Origin of the sequence: Nocardioides sp. NBC_00163, assembly GCF_045206295.1 — a bacterium.
Taxonomy (GTDB): domain Bacteria; phylum Actinomycetota; class Actinomycetes; order Propionibacteriales; family Nocardioidaceae; genus Nocardioides.
The window spans coordinates 3,185,460-3,201,412 of the sequence record NZ_CP108155.1; the positions used below are offsets into that span (position 1 = coordinate 3,185,460).

The following is a 15,953-nucleotide window of genomic DNA, read 5'->3' on the forward strand; positions in this document are numbered from 1 at the left end:
GGTGTTGCCTCGGCACGCCAGGGACCCCCTCACGGTGCCGGATGGACGATGTAGGTGAAGTCCTCGTCGAGAAGGACGTTGTCCGCGGAGTCGGTGATCGTGAGGTGGTCGGTCACGCGGGAGTCGGGCGGATACGAGTCGAGATCGATCCTCACGTCCGTCCAGGTCCCGCCCTCGGGAACGATCGAGCCTTTGACGTCGAGCCCACCCGGCGGCGCCGGATGGTCCAGCGTGATCCGGAGGGTTCCCCGCACCCAGCCATCGGTCCCCTCGGGCGTCAGGACCGGCTCGTTGACGGTGAATTGGTCGCCGAGCCGGAAGGACCGGATCTCCGGCCGGACCTGCATCACCCGGGCGGCGCTCTTCCGGTTCCGGGTCGCCCTGATCGTCACGTTGAACGCGGGCAGGGTCCCGGTGTCCGGCGCCTTCGTGACCGCTGTGAACGACGCCGTACGGCGCCCGGCCTGGATCGTGAGCGTGCCCGGGACCGTGACCCAGGACGAGCTCGAGGTGAGGCTCACCGCCAGCGACGTCTTGGCGACGCAGTCGAGGGTGACCGTCCCGGTGGCTCTCTGGCCGGCGTGGACGTAGGCAGGCAACGCCACCGCGGTGGGCACCGGCGTCGGGTAGCACGGGGTCGCCGTGCGGACGAGCGTCGAGCGGCGTACCACCTGCCGGTAGACCGCCTTGATCCTGCCGCTGCTGCGGACCGTCGTGGGTGAGGTCCGGACGGTGACGACGCGCGTGCTCCGGCCGCCGGCGACATAGACGTACGCCGGGACCCGGATGCCGGTGCTGGCCCACAGCTGCACCTTGGCGCGCCTGGGAGTCCGGCAGGTGAGCCGGATAGTGGCGGTGGTCGACGACCCTCCGGCAACACTGCTTCTCGCGAGGGTCAGCGACTTGAGCGCCGGCCGACAGGCCGCCTCCGCCGAGGGTGCCGTCACTGCGGCGGGCACGTTGAGGACCGCGACGGCCAGGACGATGCCGAGTACGAGTCGGGCGAAGCAGCGGGACATCCTCGGAACGTATCGGGACCGCCGACGCGTGCTGCTCGCACGTACCGGCGGTCCCTCAGATCAGGTAGCCCATCCTGGCCCAGGCTATTCCTGGGCGGCGCTGTCGGCGGCGGCGAAGTCGACCTGGAGCGATTCCAGGATCGAGGCGATGGTCTGCTCGGTGCTCGCCTTCTCGATCCCGGCCTCATGGAGGATCCCGGCGCCGTCCTCGTACTCGAGGAGGGCGAGCAGGATGTGCTCGGTGCCGACGTAGGAGTGCTCGAGCCGCAGGGCCTCGCGGAAGGTCAGCTCGAGCACCTTCTTGGCGTCGGCGGTGAACGGGATCATCTCCCCGACCTCGCCGTAGGGCTCGGGAGTGGCCGCGGTCGCCGCGGCGCGCACGGCGTCGAGGGTGACGTCCTGGGCCCTGATCGCGTGGCCCGCGACGCCCTCCGGCTCGGCGAGGAGGCCGAGCACGAGGTGAGGTACGCCGGTCTCCGCGTTCGCGGCCTTCCGTGCCTCCCCCTGGGCGGCGACGACCACCGTGCGAGCGCGCGGGGTGAACTTCGCGAACCCGGCGTTCGGGTCGAGCGCCGTCTCGCCGGCCTTCGGGACGTACTTCTTCTGCGCCGCCTGCTTCGTCACCCCCATCCGGGTCCCGATCTCGGTCCAGGAGGCACCGGAGCGGCGGGCCTGGTCCACGAAGTGTCCGATCAGATGGTCGGCCACCTCGCCCAGATGCTCGCCGACCACCATCGCGTCGGCCAGCTGGTCCAGGGGCTCGGTCCGAGCCTGCTTGATCGAGTCGATCAGGGTGTCGAGGCGTACGGCCTTGAGGCCAGGGTCTGCATCGCGAGGAGTCGTCATGCGTCAACTCTAGGTTGACGATGCGTCGGCGTCAACCTAGAGTTGACGATGCGTGCGGCTGCGGCGAAATGCCAGCGGGCCGGTTATCCGTGTGGATGGCCGGCCCGCTTCGTACGTCGTGCGTCAGTGGCAGTGGTTGGAGATCTGGATCATCTCGTCACGGGGGACGACCTTGATCCGCTCGCGGCCCTGGGCCTCGCCGAGGGACCGCTCGTGGTTGTCGAGCTTCTCCCAGCCCTCGATGGTGGTGAACTCGACGCCCTTGCCGGACAGGTGCTCGAGGACCGCCGCGGTCGAGCCGAGCTCGGCAGGCTTGAGCTTGTCGAGGTCGTGGAGGAGGTTGTCGATGGTCTCCTTGGCGTCGGACTTGGTGTGGCCGATGAGGCCGACCGGTCCGCGCTTGACCCACCCGGTGACGTACGTCCCGTTGATGTGCTCGCCGTTGAGGTCGAGCACTCGGCCGCCGGCGTTGGGGATGACGCCGTTCTCGCTGTCGAAGGGCACGTCGGGGAGTGCCTCGGAGAGGTAGCCGACGGCCCGGTAGACGGCCTGGACCGGGGTGTCGGTGAACTCGCCGGTGCCGGTGACGGTGCCGTCGCCGTTGTACTCGGTCTTCTCGCTGCGCAGCGCGACCACCTGACCGTCCTCGTCGAGGATCTCGACGGGGTTCTGCATCATGTGGATGACGATCTTGTGGGGCTTGTCGCCGGCGGGCGCCTCCATGTACTTCAGGAGGATGTCGGCCACCAGCTTGGTCGCCTTGTGGCTCTGGATCGCCTTCTCGCCGGCCTCGTCGATCTCGAAGCCCTCCTCCTCGACGACGACGTCGACCGAGGGGGAGTGGGAGAGCTCGCGCAGCTCCATCGGGCTGAACTTGATGTGCGCCGGGCCGCGGCGAGCGTAGACGTGGACCGTCTTGGCCGGGTTCTTCTTCAGACCCTGGTAGACGTTGTCGGAGATCTCGGTGACCAGCTGCTCGTCGGCGGGCTTGGCCAGCATGCGGGCGACGTCGAGCGCGACGTTACCGGCGCCGAGAACAGCGACCTCCTCGGCGTCGAGGGGCCACTCGCGAGAGACGTCGGGGTGTCCGGCGTACCAGCTGACGAAGTCGGCCGCACCGAAGGACTGGGGCAGGTCGATCCCCGGGATGTCGAGCTCGCGGTCGGCCATCGCGCCGGTGGCGAAGATGACGGCGTCGTAGAACCGGTGCAGGTCGTCGAGCTTGAGGTCGGTGCCGAAGTCGACGTTGCCGATGAAGCGGATGCTGTCCTGGTTCAGGACGCGCTTCAGAGCCTTGATGATCTCCTTGATTCGCGGGTGGTCAGGAGCCACGCCGTAGCGAACCAGGCCGTAGGGAGCAGGCAGGCGCTCGATGACGTCGACGCGCGCACCAGGGTGCTCCTTCGTGAGGATGTCGGCAGCGTAGATGCCGGCCGGGCCGGCACCGACGATCGCAACGCGGATGTCACGCATAAGGGAGTTCAACCTTCCGTGGATGTACTAAGGCAAGCCTAAAGGGGGTCGTGTAACCCTCCGAATCCGTTCCACCAGGTGGTTACGAGGTCGTGCGTGGGGTTCACGCTCAATCCTAGAATGTGTTCTTGTCTTGGGTGTGTCTGGGAACGTGATCTCGGACACGTACGGCGCGTCGGGTCGTGGTTCTTTGGGTGCTGGTTTCGGTGGTCGAGCTTTGTCGAGTCCTTGGTTTGGTCTCGGGAGGGCGCGCGGAAGTTGCCGTGTTTTCGTTTCAGTGTTTCGCCGCCGACCCTTGCTTCGATTGTTTCTCGATCGCGCGCCGCGTCAAGGACGGGCTGCGCCCGCCGGCTTCGCCGGTCGCCTGCGGCGATCCTTGACCCGGCACCCGATCGAGAAAGATTTGGCCTGTATCGGGTCGGCGGCGAGGGTGTGGCGCAGCGGATTCAGTTGGGTGCGGGCTTGGGGAAGTGGGCTGGTCGTGCGCGGGCGGCTTGATGCCTCACGGGTGCCTATGGCAGTGGGCGTGACCTTGTGAATCGTTCACAAGCGAGCCGTCGCCTTGCCCGGGTCGGGTTCGGTGCCGGCCGGGTCACGAGTTCACCACTGATCCGAAGGGTTCCCCACGGGCGCGGAGGTTCCCCATCCTCCGAAGCGTGGGGAACCTCCGCCGCGGTGGGGACATATCCCCACCAGCAAAGAAACGGCGAGTGTGGAGTCGAGAGGTCCCAACGCAGCCGGTTAGGGGCGGCGGGTGAACCGGATGCTGCCGTCCGGTAGCCGCTCATGGACGTAAGCCGGGTTGTGCGCCAGGCGGTGGTGATGGGGACACAACAGCGCGCCGTCCTTGAGATCTGTTTTCCCGCCGGCAGCCCATGGTTCTAGGTGGTGGGCGTCGCACCATTCCGGTGGCATGTCGCAGCCTTCGGCTTGGCAGCAATTCTGCTGGAGTCGCATGGCCTTGCGTTGGATGGGCTGGAAGAACCTGCTGTCCCGGCCAGCGTCGAGGACCTGACCGTCACTACCCAGCACCCACGGGATGATGGTGGCGTTGCACGCCATCCGCCGCGCCTCCGCCGCACTGATGGTGGTGCCGTTGGTCTCGTCATAGCCCAGGGTGGCAACGCCGAGGTCCTTGCGGAGCTCCTCGAGGCTGATGACCACGTTGATGGTGGTGGCGTCGCCACCGTGGCGAGGCAACGTGGCGGGGTCGACGGTCTCCAGGAGCCGGGCGAAGCCTTGCCCCATCAGCCGTTCCCACGGCGGAAGCGGGGCACCCTTGCCGACGAGCTGCTGTTTGCGGGGTTGGGCCCAGGCCTCGACGAGGCGCTTGAACCTCATCCCCATCGAAGTCGGCAACACACCCTCGAAGCCGACGGTCCCGTCGTGGTTGTCCCACACCCGCAACGCCGTCTTCTGCTGGGCGCGTTCTTCTTCGGCGAGGAGTGCCTTGGCTTCGGCGTCTTCGAACCGGACCGGGTCGACCTCGCGCAGGATCCGCTTCGCGACGATGCGGAGTTCGTTGGCGGTCAGGTGGGTGGCGTAGTCGACCAGCAGCTTCTCCGCCATGATCAGGTCCTCACTACTGGCGACCGGGTTGGTCTCGATCTTCTCGAGCGCCTTGGTGATCACCCTGGCTTTGTCCTGGGACACGACACCCTCAGCGAGACCGGCGGCGACGAGGTCGTACTTCGCAACACTGGTTGCGAGTTTGATCTGAGAGCGGGCCACGGCCTTGTCGACCAACAACTCGGCCCGCATCCAGCCGGACGCGTCTTTGGCACCGGTCTCTTCAGCGATATCGCCGGCGGACGCGAGCACCCGCAGCTTGAGCGCGGCCTGCTGGGCCTGAAGCTTCTCCAACCGCTCCAGCAAGTCCTTCTTCTGCTCCGTGCGCCAGTAGGCGGGATCGGTGGCCAGCAGGTCTTGGAGGGCGGTCTCGATGGCCTTCAAGGCTGCGTCGATCGCGTCGCCGGGGTTGGTGCCCCAGTGGTCGATCGAGCGGCCGAGACTCATCGCCCATCCTCCCCTTCAGAGGTGTGCTGTGATGAGTCTGATTCTACGCCTCCAGCCCGTCCCTGGCTATCTATTTTCCCAGGTCAACCACCATTTTCGCGGTGAGCGAACGGCCTAGCATCTGTGGATGGTAAGTGGCCCGAAGGGCCACCCGCGCACCCCTCGACCCCGACCTTTCGAGCAACGATTCCGCTGCGCCACACCCGGGCCGCCGCCCCGATAGCCAGCCAAATCTTTTCTCGATCTGGTCCGGAGTCCAGGACCGCGAAGCGGCCGGCGAAGCCGGCGCCCGAAGGGCGTCCTTGACGCCGGTCCAGATCGAGAGACCCTCCAAGAACGGGTCGGCGGCCCACACCAACCAAGAAGAAACAGCAGCCCATAGGCCCCTCACAGCCGGACAAAACCACGATCACAGCCCCACCCCCGAGCGTGGTCGCCATGACCCAACTCCTCGACCCAACAACGGCAACATCGCCAACGAAGACAAGAAGCTGGCGCCCCACCCCCGAGCGCGCGGCGCTCATCATCCTGCTGACCCTGACAGCAGCCGCGTACCTGTGGACGCTGTCGGAGTCTGGATACGCCAATCAGTACTACTCAGCCGCCGCACAAGCCGGCGGCGAGAACTGGAAGGCGTGGTTCTTCGGGGCGCTCGACGCGAGTAGCTCGATCACGGTCGACAAGCCGCCGGCGTCGCTGTGGGTGATGGGCCTGTCCGTACGCCTCTTCGGGCTGTCCTCGTGGAGCATTCTGGTGCCGCAGGCGCTGATGGGTGTCGGGACCGTCGGGCTCGTCTTCGCCATGGTGAAGAAGGTCGCGCCGTGGCAGGCGGGGATCGCGGCGGGGGCGTTGACCGCGCTGACCCCGGCGGCGGCGCTGATGTTCCGGTTCAACAACCCGGACGCGCTGCTGCTCCTGCTGCTGGTCGGTGCCGGGTTCTCGACGCTCAAGGCGATCGAGACCGGCAAGGGCAGGTGGATGGTGCTGGCCGGTGTGCTGCTCGGCTTCGGCTTCCTGACCAAGATGCTGCAGGCGTTCCTGATCATCCCGGCGATCGCGGTCGTCTACCTGATCGCGGGCAAGGGATCGTTCGGCAGGAGGATGACCCACGGCATCGCCTGCTTCGTCGCCATGGTCGCGAGCGCCGGCTGGTACATCGCGATCGTCGAGCTGATTCCGGAGTCCTGGCGCCCGTACATCGACGGCTCGACCGGCAACTCGCTCCTCGAGCTGACGCTGGGTTACAACGGCGTCGGCCGGCTCAACGGCGGCGACTACGGCGGCCTCGGCAACGCCGGCTTCTCCAGCGCGGCCGGGATCCTGCGGCTCTTCCAGGGCGTCTCCGGCGGCATGGTCTCCTGGCTGCTCCCGGCGGCACTGCTCCTCCTCGTCACCGGGCTTGTCGCGCTGCGCAGGTCGCCGCGTACCGACCTGACCCGTGCCGCGCTGATGCTCAGCGGCGCCACGATGCTCGTCACCGGCCTGGTCTTCTCCTTCATGGAGGGCATCTACCACGACTACTACGTGGTCGCGCTGGCTCCGTGGATCGCGATCACCGCGGTCGTCGGCGCGGCCGTCCTATGGCGCAGTATGTGGCGCGACCGTGACAGCCTCTTCGCCCGGATCACCCTGGCGGTCGCGATGGCCGGCAGCGCCGTGTGGGGCTGGGTGCTCCTCGGGCAGTCGGGTGAGCAGCCGTACGACGCACTGCGCTGGCCCGTCCTGATCATCGGCCTCGGGCTCGCTGCCGCGTTCGTCTTCGCGGACAGGCTCACCCGCCGGGCAGCCGCGGCGGTCCTCGCGACGGCAGCCGTGACCGTGGGTCTCGGGCCCGCGGCGTACGCGATCCAGACGATCGGCACCGCCCATACCGGCTCGATCGTGACGGCCGGGCCGTCCGAGGGCGGCGGCATGGGCGGGATGGGCGGTGGTCGCCCCGGTGGTGCCGGCGGCGGCCCCGGTCCTCAGGCCCAGAACGGGACCCCGCCGACCGGCCAGATGCCGCAGACGCCTGGCGGCGGGATGCCCGACGGCATGCCCGGCGGGACCCGCGGAGGCGGAATGATGGGCGGTGGCAACGTCGACGAGGAGCTCGCCGAGGCGGTGAGCACCAACGCCGGCAACTACACCTGGGTGGCCGCGACGATCGGCTCCCAGACCGCGGCCGGCCTCCAGTTGGAGACCGGCGAGGCCGTGATGGCGATCGGTGGCTTCAACGGCACCTCGAACAGCATCACGCTCGAGCAGTTCCAGGAGTACGTCGCCAACGGCGAGATCCACTACTTCATCGCCGGCGGCGGCATGGGCGGGATGGGCGCCCGGGGAGGCAACAGCGACGAGACCTCCAGCGCCTCCCAGATCAGCGCCTGGGTGGAGGAGAACTTCACCCAGACCACGATCGGCAGCTCCACGGTCTACGACCTGACCGAGGGGGCCGCATGACCGCGGACACGACACTCGCGAGCGGACTGCGGGTCGTCGACGAGAAGCGACTGCTGACGACGATCGACCTGGTGATCCCGGTCCACAACGAGGAGAAGGGCCTGGAGGAGTCTGTACGCCATCTCGACGGCTACCTGCGCACCCTGCCCTACTCCACGACGATCACGATCGCCGACAACGCCAGCACCGACGGCACCTGGGAGATCGCGGAGCGGCTCGCGACCGAGATCACCCGGGTCCGCGCGATCCACCTCGACCAGAAGGGCCGGGGCAGAGCGCTCAGGGCGGCCTGGTCCACCTCGCGGGCGGAGGTGGTCGGCTACATGGACGTCGACCTCTCCACCGACCTGCGCGCCCTGCCGCCCCTGCTCGCCCCGCTGCTCTCGGGCCACTCCGATGTCGCGATCGGGTCCCGGCTGGCCCGCGGCAGCCGGATCGAGCGGGGCCCGAAGCGCGACTTCCTGTCCAAGGGCTACAACCTGCTGTTGCGCGGTGTCCTGTCCGCGGAGTTCACCGACGCCCAGTGCGGCTTCAAGGCGCTCCGCCGCGACGTCGCCGAGAAGCTGCTCCCGCTGATCGAGGACGACAGCTGGTTCTTCGACACCGAGCTGCTCGTCCTCGCCTCCGAGGCCGGGCTGCGCGTACACGAGGTGCCGGTCGACTGGGTCGACGACCCCGATTCGCGCGTCGACATCGTCAAGACGGTCAAGGAGGATCTCGTCGGGATCCGCCGGCTGCTGTTCGGGCTGGTCAGCGGCCGGATCGACCTGACTGGCGTACGTCCGCCCGGGCCCGTCCGGAGCCCGAGTCTGGCGGCTCAGGTGATCCGGTTCGGCGCCGTCGGCGTGTTGAGCACGCTGGCGTACCTGTTCCTCTACGTCCTGCTCCGCACCGCCGTCGGAGCGCAGGCGGCGAACCTGATCGCGCTCCTGGTGACCGCGGTCGCCAACACCGCGGCCAACCGCCGGCTGACCTTCGGGATCACCGCGCGGCAGGGCGCGGTGAAGCATCACGTCGCCGGGCTGGCCGCCTTCGGCGTCGGGCTGACCCTGACCTCGGGATCGCTCGCGCTCCTCCACCTGGCCGCGCCGACACCCGCGCGAGCCATCGAGATCGTCGTGCTCGTGGCCGCCAACGCTGCGGCCACGCTGATCCGCTTCATCGCGCTCAGGTGGGTGATGAGTCCGCGCTCGTGAGCCGCTGGGAGCCGATGACGCGGAGCAGCTCGAGCTTCTCCGCGGCATCGGTGCCCTCGGCCGGGAAGTAGGCGAGCAGCTTCACGTCGGCCTCCTCGGTGAGCAGGACCTCGCAGCGCACGGCGACCGGGCCGACCTCCGGATGGATGAACGTCTTCAGATCGGCACGCCGCACGCCGACCTGGTGCCGCTCCCACAGCCCGCGGAACTCCTCGCTCGCGGCGAGGAGGTCGTGCACCAGCGAGGTGATGTCGGAGTCGCCGGCCCGCCGGGCGTACGTCGCCCGCAGATCCATCACGTGGCTCGCCGACATCCGGTCCCAGTCCTCCCGCGGCGCCGGCCGTCGGTCGGGCTCGGTGAACCAGCGCCACATCAGGTTGCGGCCCCGGCCGGGTCCGTCGGGCAGCTGCGGCAGCAGCGTGGTGGCGAGCGGGTTGAGCCAGGCGATCTCGCCGGTGTCGGTGCAGATCACGACGGGGATGTCGGTCAGCCGCCGGGCGAGGGCGATCAGGCCGGGACGTACGTAGTTGCCCGCCCGCCGCAGAGGCGGCGTCATCCCGGCGAGGTAGAAGAGGTGGTCGCGCTCGTCGAGATCGCACTGCAGCGCCCGCGCGATCGCGGAGAGCACCGACTCCGACGGCGCCGACCCGCGTGCCTGCTCCAGCCGCGTGTAATGGTCGGTCGAGACCCCGGCGAGCGAGGCGACCTCCTCCCGCCGAAGCCCCGGCGTACGCCGCCGCAACCCGTCCGGGAGGCCGACGTCGGAGGGCCGGAGCAGCTCCCGGCGACGGCGGAGGAAGTCGGCGAGCTCACGGCGGTCGGTCACGCTCCTCATCCTCCGTCGGTGGCGTCCGGTTATCCAGGGACGGCTCGTCCCTGGATGTGCTGTGCCTCCCGAGGGCCCAACGGGCGCCGCACGCTGGACGTCATGACGACCAACACGAACAAGCTCAGCAGCAGCCGACAGCTCGGCAAGAACGGTCCGACGGTCACCTCCCCCGCCCTGGGCGGGATGAGCCTCTCCGGCGCCTACGGCGAGGTCGACGACGAGGAGGGCGTACGCGTCATCCACGCCTACCTCGACGCCGGCGGCACCCTGATCGACACCGGCGACTTCTACGGCGCCGGCCACAACGAGATGCTGATCGCCCGGGCGCTGCGCGAGCGTGTCCGCGACGACGTGGTGCTCTCGGTGAAGTTCGGCGCACTGCTCACCCCGGTCGGGATGCCGGCCGGCTTCGATGGCCGGCCCGAGGCGGTCAGGTCCTCGCTGACCTACTCCCTCCAGCGGCTCGGCACCGACCACGTCGACATCTACCGCCCCGCGCGTCTCGACCCGCAGGTGCCGATCGAGGAGACCGTCGGCGCGGTCCAGGAGCTCGTGGAGGCGGGATACGTACGCCACATCGGGCTCAGCGAGGTCAGCGCCGACACGATCCGGCGGGCCGCCGCGGTGGCCCCGATCAGCGACCTGCAGATCGAGTACTCCCTGCTCAGCAGGGGGATCGAGACCAACGGCATCCTCGACACCTGTCGCGAGCTGGGCATCGGGATCACCGCGTACAGCGTCCTCGGTCGCGGCCTGATCGGCGGCAGCGGCGCCCTCGGCGGCTCGCTCGCCCACATGCCGCGCTTCCAGGGCGACAACCTCGACCACAACCGCGCGCTGCTCACCACCCTGGAGGAGATCGCCGCGGCCAAGGGCGTCACCCTGGCCCAGCTCGCGATCGCCTGGGTCGCCGCCCGCGGCGAGCACATCGTCCCTGTCATCGGCTCTCGCCGGGTCAGCCAGGTCGAGTCGATGGCAGGTGCGAACGACGTCACCCTCGACGACGCCGATCTCACTCGAATCGACGCCGCCGTGCCCGTCGGCGCCGTCCGCGGCGACCGCTACCCGACCCAGTTCATGGCGCAGCTCGACAGCGAGCTGTGAGGACGTGAGGAAGACCACAGGTATTGGACCGATACAACCGGCCAAGCCTGGTGTCCACCTGCTGATCTGCCCTACCGTTACCGGCCAGTAACCAGCACGGTGGGGTTCCGGACCCCCGCCGGTCATGAATCGGTCACGCGCTGATCGGCTGACCGGGATCCCACCATGCTGGAGACTGAAGACACTGCGCAGCTAGACCCAAGGAGTCGAGGATGCTCATCGGAGTGACCCGAGAGACGCTGGTCAAAGGTTCGGCCGGGGAGACCCGGGTAGCGGCCACCCCCACGACCGTCAAACAACTGACCGGTCTGGGCTATGACGTCGTCATCGAGGGTGGAGCCGGAGAGGCGTCTAGCTTCAAGGACGAGGCGTACGCCGAGGCCGGCGCCCGCATCGGCACGGCCGCCGACGCGTGGGGTGCCGACCTGGTCTTCCGGGTCAACGCGCCTTCCGTCGGCGAGGTCGAGCTGCTGAAGAGCGGCGCCACCCTGGTCGCCCCGCTGGCGCCGGCGCAGAACAGCGAGCTGCTCGACGCCCTGGCCGCCCGCAAGGTCGACGCCTTCGCGATGGACGCCGTGCCGCGCATCTCGCGGGCACAGTCCATGGACATCCTCTCCAGCCAGGCCAACATCGCGGGCTACCGCGCCGTGGTCGAGGCGGCCCACCACTTCGGCCGCTTCTTCACCGGCCAGGTCACCGCGGCGGGCAAGGTGCCGCCGGCGAAGGTGCTCGTGGCGGGTGCCGGTGTGGCCGGTCTGGCCGCGATCGGTGCGGCGAGCTCGCTGGGCGCGATCGTGCGCGCCACCGACCCTCGTCCGGAGGTCGCTGACCAGGTCAAGTCGCTCGGCGGTGAATACCTGAAGGTCGAGGTCGAGGTCGAGAAGTCGACCGACGGCTACGCCAAGGCGACCTCGGAGGCCTACGACCAGCGCGCCGCGGAGATCTACTCCGAGCAGGCCGAGGACGTCGACATCATCGTGACGACCGCGCTGATCCCGGGCCGCCCGGCGCCGAAGCTGATCACGGCGGCCGACGTGGCGAGCATGAAGTCCGGTTCGGTCATCGTCGACATGGCGGCCGCGATGGGCGGCAACGTCGAGGGCACGGTGAAGGACGAGGTCGTCACCACCCCCAACGGCGTCACGATCATCGGCTACACCGACCTGCCCGCGCGTCTTCCCGCGCAGTCCAGCCAGCTCTACGGCACCAACCTGGTGAACCTGATGAAGCTGGTGACCCCGGAGAAGGACGGCGTACTCGCCCTCGATCTCGAGGACCAGGTCCAGCGCGGCCTGACCGTCGTGCACGACGGCGGCGTGCTCTGGCCGCCCCCGCCGGTCCAGGTCTCCGCGGCTCCGGCCGCGGCAGCTCCGGCCGAGGTGGCGGTGAAGGAGACTCAGAAGCCGCTCTCCGCCTCCGCCAAGCTCGCCCTGGTCGGCACCGGTGCGCTCGCTCTCTTCCTGCTCAACGCGGTCGCTCCGGCCGAGATCACCCGCCACTTCACCGTGCTGACGCTGTCGATCGTGATCGGGTTCTACGTGATCGGCCACGTGCACCACGCGCTGCACACCCCGCTGATGTCGGTGACCAACGCGATCTCCGGGATCGTCGTCGTGGGCGCCCTGCTGCAGCTCACCGTCGCTGACAACGTGGTGCTCGTGCTCGCGGGCATCGCCACGCTGCTGGCGAGCATCAACATCTTCGGTGGCTTCGCCGTGACCCGCCGCATGCTCTCGATGTTCCGGAAGGCCTGAGGTAAGTACGTCATGGATATCTTCTCGATCGCCGGCGCCGCCTACCTCGTCGCCGCCCTCCTCTTCATCCTGTCGCTGGCAGGACTGTCCAAGCACGAGACCGCCTCCCAGGGCTGGCTCTACGGCGTGGCCGGCATGACGCTGGCGCTGGTCGCGACCGTCATCCAGGTCGTCGACGGCGGCACCACCACCGCGGTGATCGTCCTGGTCGTCGCGGTCGCGGTCGGTGCGGTCATCGGCCTGTGGCGTGCCAAGGTCGTCGAGATGACCGGCATGCCCGAGCTGATCGCGCTGCTGCACTCCTTCGTGGGTCTGGCAGCCGTCCTGATCGGCTGGAACGGCCACCTCGAGGCCGCTGCCGGCCACGTCCACGGTGGCGCCATCCACTCGGCCGAGGTCTTCATCGGCGTCTTCATCGGTGCGGTCACCTTCACCGGCTCGATCGTCGCATTCCTCAAGCTCTCCGCGCGGATGAAGTCGGCGCCGCTGATGCTGCCCGGAAAGAACGTCATCAACATCGGGGCCCTGGTTGTCTTCGTGATCCTGACGGTCGTCTACGTCATCAACCCGACGCTCCCGCTGCTGATCGCGGTCACCGTCGTGGCGCTGGCGCTCGGCTGGCACCTGGTCGCCTCCATCGGTGGCGGTGACATGCCGGTCGTGGTCTCGATGCTCAACAGCTACTCCGGCTGGGCCGCGGCCGCCTCCGGGTTCCTCCTCGGCAACGACCTGCTGATCGTCACCGGTGCCCTGGTCGGGTCCTCGGGTGCGTACCTCTCCTACATCATGTGCAAGGCCATGAACCGCTCGTTCATCTCGGTGATCGCTGGTGGCTTCGGCATCGAGGCCGGGCCTGCCGGTGACGTCGACTACGGCGAGCACCGCGAGATCAACGCCGAGGACACCGCCGAGCTCCTCGCCGGTGCCTCCTCCGTCGTGATCACCCCGGGCTACGGCATGGCCGTCGCCCAGGCGCAGTACCCGGTCGCCGAGCTCACCCGGATCCTGCGGGACAAGGGCGTGGACGTACGTTTCGGCATCCACCCCGTCGCCGGCCGTCTCCCTGGTCACATGAACGTGCTGTTGGCCGAGGCCAAGGTGCCCTACGACATCGTCCTGGAGATGGACGAGGTCAACGACGACCTGGCCGAGACCGACGTCGTCCTGGTCATCGGTGCCAACGACACCGTGAACCCGGCCGCCGCCGAGGACCCCACCAGCCCGATCGCCGGCATGCCTGTCCTGCGCGTGTGGGAGGCCAAGAACGTGGTCGTCTTCAAGCGGTCGATGGCCGCGGGCTATGCCGGTGTGCAGAACCCGCTCTTCTTCCGGGAGAACACGCAGATGCTCTTCGGCGACGCCAAGACCAAGGTCGACGAGATCGTCAACGCCCTCGCCCGGGTGCCTGCCTGACCTGGATAAACAACACCTGACCAGCGGAAACGTGACGCAAGTCTCGCCCTGGTGAATTCTGCACGGCTCGGGCACGACACCCAGAATGAGTGTCGTGTCCGAGCCGTTTACAGACTCCCTCGAGTCGATCCGCGTCCCCCATACGTTGCTGGAGGACGCGCTCGGCTACGTGACCAGCATCGTGGTGACCTCGCTGGGGCTCTACCTGATCCAGTCGGTCGGAGCGGTCACCGGCGGCACCGCCGGACTGAGCCTGCTGGTGAGCTACTGGACCGGGCTGCCGTTCGAGGTGCTGTTCGTCCTGGTCAACCTGCCCTTCTTCGGGCTCGCGCTCTCCAAGAAGGGCATCGGGTTCACCCTCCGGTCGCTCGGCTGCGTCATCGCGGTCTCGGCGATGACCCGGGTCCACGCCGACCTGCTTCCGCTCGAGGGCCTCGACACCGTCTACGGGGTCGTGGCCGGCAACCTGCTCGTCGGCCTCGGGCTCCTGGTGATCTTCCGCCACGGTGCCTCGCTGGGCGGGTTCAACGTGCTCGCCCTGCTCCTGCAGGAGCGGCTCAACCTCCGGGCCGGGTACGTCCAGATGGGCCTCGACGTCAGCGTCATCCTGCTCGCGCTCTTCGTCGTCTCGCCGGCGACCGTTCTCCTCTCCGCCCTCGGCGCGGTCGTCCTCAACATCATCCTGGCCTTCAACCACCGGCCCGGCCGATACCTCGCCTGACGCTGCCCTGAGACGTTTGTCTTCCAAGTCGGTAGACATTGCAGAATAGAGGCATGACTGCCGCGAAGCGCGCGCCCCAGGCCGGCGCCGAGGACCTGACCGAGCACCTGCGTGACCGCTGGTCGGTGAGTGTCTTCGACCCTGCCCACGAGCTCGCCGACGCCGAGATCAGGGTGCTCCTCGAGGCGGCCCGGTGGGCGCCGAGCGCGGGCAACAGCCAGCCGTGGTCGTTCCTGGTGCTGCCCCGGGGGTCCGCCGGTCACGCGACGTTCGTGAGCCACCTCTCGCGCGGCAACTCCGGCTGGGTGCCGCGGGCATCGGCCGTGTTCGTCGCGATCTCCCAGGTCGGGGTGGGCCCGGACGGCAACGGCCCGAAGTGGTCGGACTACTCCCACTACGACCTCGGTCAGGCGGCCGCTCATCTCACCGTCCAGGCCGCCTCCCTCGGCCTCTCCTCCCACCAGTTCGCCGGGTTCGACCACGATGCCGTGGCAGCGGCCTTCGGCGTACCGGACTGGTGGAAGGTGATGACCGGGATCGCGGTCGGCCTCCACGGCGACCCCGCGCAGGTCGACCCGCGCGACGCCGAGCGCGAGGAGCGCGAGCGCGTCCGGCGGCCGCTCGAGGAGATCGCCTTCGCCGACAAATGGGGCACGCCGTGGGTCTGATACCCCGGGGCGGACGTCCCGGAAGGCTTTAAAAAGGACGTACCCATCGGGGCATCGGTCTAAGGTTCCTGGGTGGAGAACGGTCAGGCAACAGGTCGACTCCGGCGCGTCGTGGCAGCTGTGTTCGTGCTGGGGGTGCTGGGCGCTGGTCTGGTGACGACCGCGCCGGCGGCGGTCGCGGCGCCCAACGACGGTGTCGGCGAGTCCTCGCGCACCCGCTATGTGCTCGACGAGAAGGCCAAGACCGTCAAGGTGAAGGCCGAGGTCACGGTCACCAACCAGCAGCCGAGCACGGCCACTACCTACTACTTCCTGACCGGCCACGCGATCCCGATCCCGGCCGGGGCGACGAAGGTGAGGGCGACCAGCAACGGCGCGAAGCTGCCGGTGAGCTCCGAGAAGATCAAGGGCACCGGTCTCGCGGTGGTGACCGTGTCCTTCCCGAACCTCTACTACGGCAAGTCACGCACGA

General features: G+C 68.6%; 12 protein-coding genes. 7 read left to right on the top strand and 5 right to left on the bottom strand.

The features are described 5' to 3' along the window. Positions 1-29: 29 nt before the first annotated feature. The 4 genes from OG801_RS15360 to OG801_RS15375 form a co-directional block, all read right to left on the bottom strand. On the bottom strand, positions 30-1,019 hold the full coding sequence (locus OG801_RS15360; RefSeq protein ID WP_406029586.1) for a hypothetical protein: 990 nt from the start codon (positions 1,017-1,019) through the stop codon (positions 30-32). 84 nt (positions 1,020-1,103) lie between these two features. Beyond that, a complete protein-coding gene (locus OG801_RS15365; RefSeq protein WP_406029587.1) occupies positions 1,104-1,865 on the bottom strand; it encodes a Clp protease N-terminal domain-containing protein in 762 nt (253 codons plus the stop codon). Positions 1,866-1,988: 123 nt separating this feature from the next. Then, positions 1,989-3,338: an FAD-dependent oxidoreductase gene (locus tag OG801_RS15370; RefSeq protein ID WP_406029588.1), complete on the bottom strand. Its 1,350-nt coding sequence runs from the start codon at positions 3,336-3,338 to the stop codon at positions 1,989-1,991. 741 nt (positions 3,339-4,079) lie between these two features. Then, positions 4,080-5,354 carry a DUF222 domain-containing protein gene (locus tag OG801_RS15375; RefSeq protein ID WP_406029589.1) on the bottom strand — a complete coding sequence of 425 codons (1,275 nt, stop codon included), beginning with the start codon at positions 5,352-5,354 and terminating at the stop codon, positions 4,080-4,082. A gap of 438 nt (positions 5,355-5,792) precedes the next feature. Here OG801_RS15375 and OG801_RS15380 point away from each other — a divergent pair, with 438 nt between their 5' ends. Then, entirely contained in the window at positions 5,793-7,796 is a 2,004-nt protein-coding gene (locus OG801_RS15380) for an ArnT family glycosyltransferase (protein WP_406029590.1), read from the top strand. Further along, on the top strand, positions 7,793-8,992 hold the full coding sequence (locus OG801_RS15385; RefSeq protein ID WP_406029591.1) for a glycosyltransferase: 1,200 nt from the start codon (positions 7,793-7,795) through the stop codon (positions 8,990-8,992). Before OG801_RS15380 ends, OG801_RS15385 begins: the two co-directional genes overlap by 4 nt. Here the strand turns inward: OG801_RS15385 and OG801_RS15390 are convergent. Continuing rightward, positions 8,964-9,818, bottom strand: a complete 855-nt coding sequence (locus OG801_RS15390; protein ID WP_406029592.1) for a helix-turn-helix transcriptional regulator — start codon at positions 9,816-9,818, stop codon at positions 8,964-8,966. The two genes, OG801_RS15385 and OG801_RS15390, sit on opposite strands and share 29 nt — an antisense overlap. 102 nt (positions 9,819-9,920) lie before the next feature. Here OG801_RS15390 and OG801_RS15395 point away from each other — a divergent pair, with 102 nt between their 5' ends. The 5 genes from OG801_RS15395 (at position 9,921) to OG801_RS15415 (ending at position 15,481) form a co-directional block, all read left to right on the top strand. Further along, on the top strand, positions 9,921-10,925 hold the full coding sequence (locus OG801_RS15395) for an aldo/keto reductase (RefSeq protein WP_406029593.1): 1,005 nt from the start codon (positions 9,921-9,923) through the stop codon (positions 10,923-10,925). A gap of 212 nt (positions 10,926-11,137) precedes the next feature. Then, positions 11,138-12,679 (top strand): Re/Si-specific NAD(P)(+) transhydrogenase subunit alpha, encoded by a 1,542-nt coding sequence (locus OG801_RS15400; protein WP_355018773.1) that lies wholly within the window; start codon positions 11,138-11,140, stop codon positions 12,677-12,679. A 12-nt stretch (positions 12,680-12,691) separates the two neighbouring features. Continuing rightward, a complete protein-coding gene (pntB, locus tag OG801_RS15405) occupies positions 12,692-14,092 on the top strand; it encodes a Re/Si-specific NAD(P)(+) transhydrogenase subunit beta (RefSeq protein WP_406029594.1) in 1,401 nt (466 codons plus the stop codon). Between the two features lie 85 nt (positions 14,093-14,177). Further along, positions 14,178-14,813, top strand: coding sequence for a YitT family protein (locus OG801_RS15410; protein WP_355018771.1), 636 nt, complete (start codon positions 14,178-14,180; stop codon positions 14,811-14,813). A gap of 53 nt (positions 14,814-14,866) precedes the next feature. Then, positions 14,867-15,481, top strand: coding sequence for a nitroreductase family protein (locus OG801_RS15415; RefSeq protein WP_355018770.1), 615 nt, complete (start codon positions 14,867-14,869; stop codon positions 15,479-15,481). Positions 15,482-15,953: the final 472 nt, after the last annotated feature.

Bases quoted from the DNA above. Each gene is read 5' to 3' on its own strand.
- OG801_RS15385 (WP_406029591.1), top strand. From the start codon at position 7,793: ATGACCGCGGACACGACACTCGCGAGCGGACTGCGGGTCGTCGACGAG.
- OG801_RS15395 (WP_406029593.1), top strand. From the start codon at position 9,921: ATGACGACCAACACGAACAAGCTCAGCAGCAGCCGACAGCTCGGCAAG.
- OG801_RS15375 (WP_406029589.1), bottom strand. From the start codon at position 5,354: ATGAGTCTCGGCCGCTCGATCGACCACTGGGGCACCAACCCCGGCGAC.
- OG801_RS15365 (WP_406029587.1), bottom strand. From the start codon at position 1,865: ATGACGACTCCTCGCGATGCAGACCCTGGCCTCAAGGCCGTACGCCTC.
- OG801_RS15360 (WP_406029586.1), bottom strand. From the start codon at position 1,019: ATGTCCCGCTGCTTCGCCCGACTCGTACTCGGCATCGTCCTGGCCGTC.
- OG801_RS15380 (WP_406029590.1), top strand. From the start codon at position 5,793: ATGACCCAACTCCTCGACCCAACAACGGCAACATCGCCAACGAAGACA.
- OG801_RS15370 (WP_406029588.1), bottom strand. From the start codon at position 3,338: ATGCGTGACATCCGCGTTGCGATCGTCGGTGCCGGCCCGGCCGGCATC.
- OG801_RS15400 (WP_355018773.1), top strand. From the start codon at position 11,138: ATGCTCATCGGAGTGACCCGAGAGACGCTGGTCAAAGGTTCGGCCGGG.
- OG801_RS15410 (WP_355018771.1), top strand. From the start codon at position 14,178: ATGAGTGTCGTGTCCGAGCCGTTTACAGACTCCCTCGAGTCGATCCGC.
- pntB (WP_406029594.1), top strand. From the start codon at position 12,692: ATGGATATCTTCTCGATCGCCGGCGCCGCCTACCTCGTCGCCGCCCTC.
- OG801_RS15415 (WP_355018770.1), top strand. From the start codon at position 14,867: ATGACTGCCGCGAAGCGCGCGCCCCAGGCCGGCGCCGAGGACCTGACC.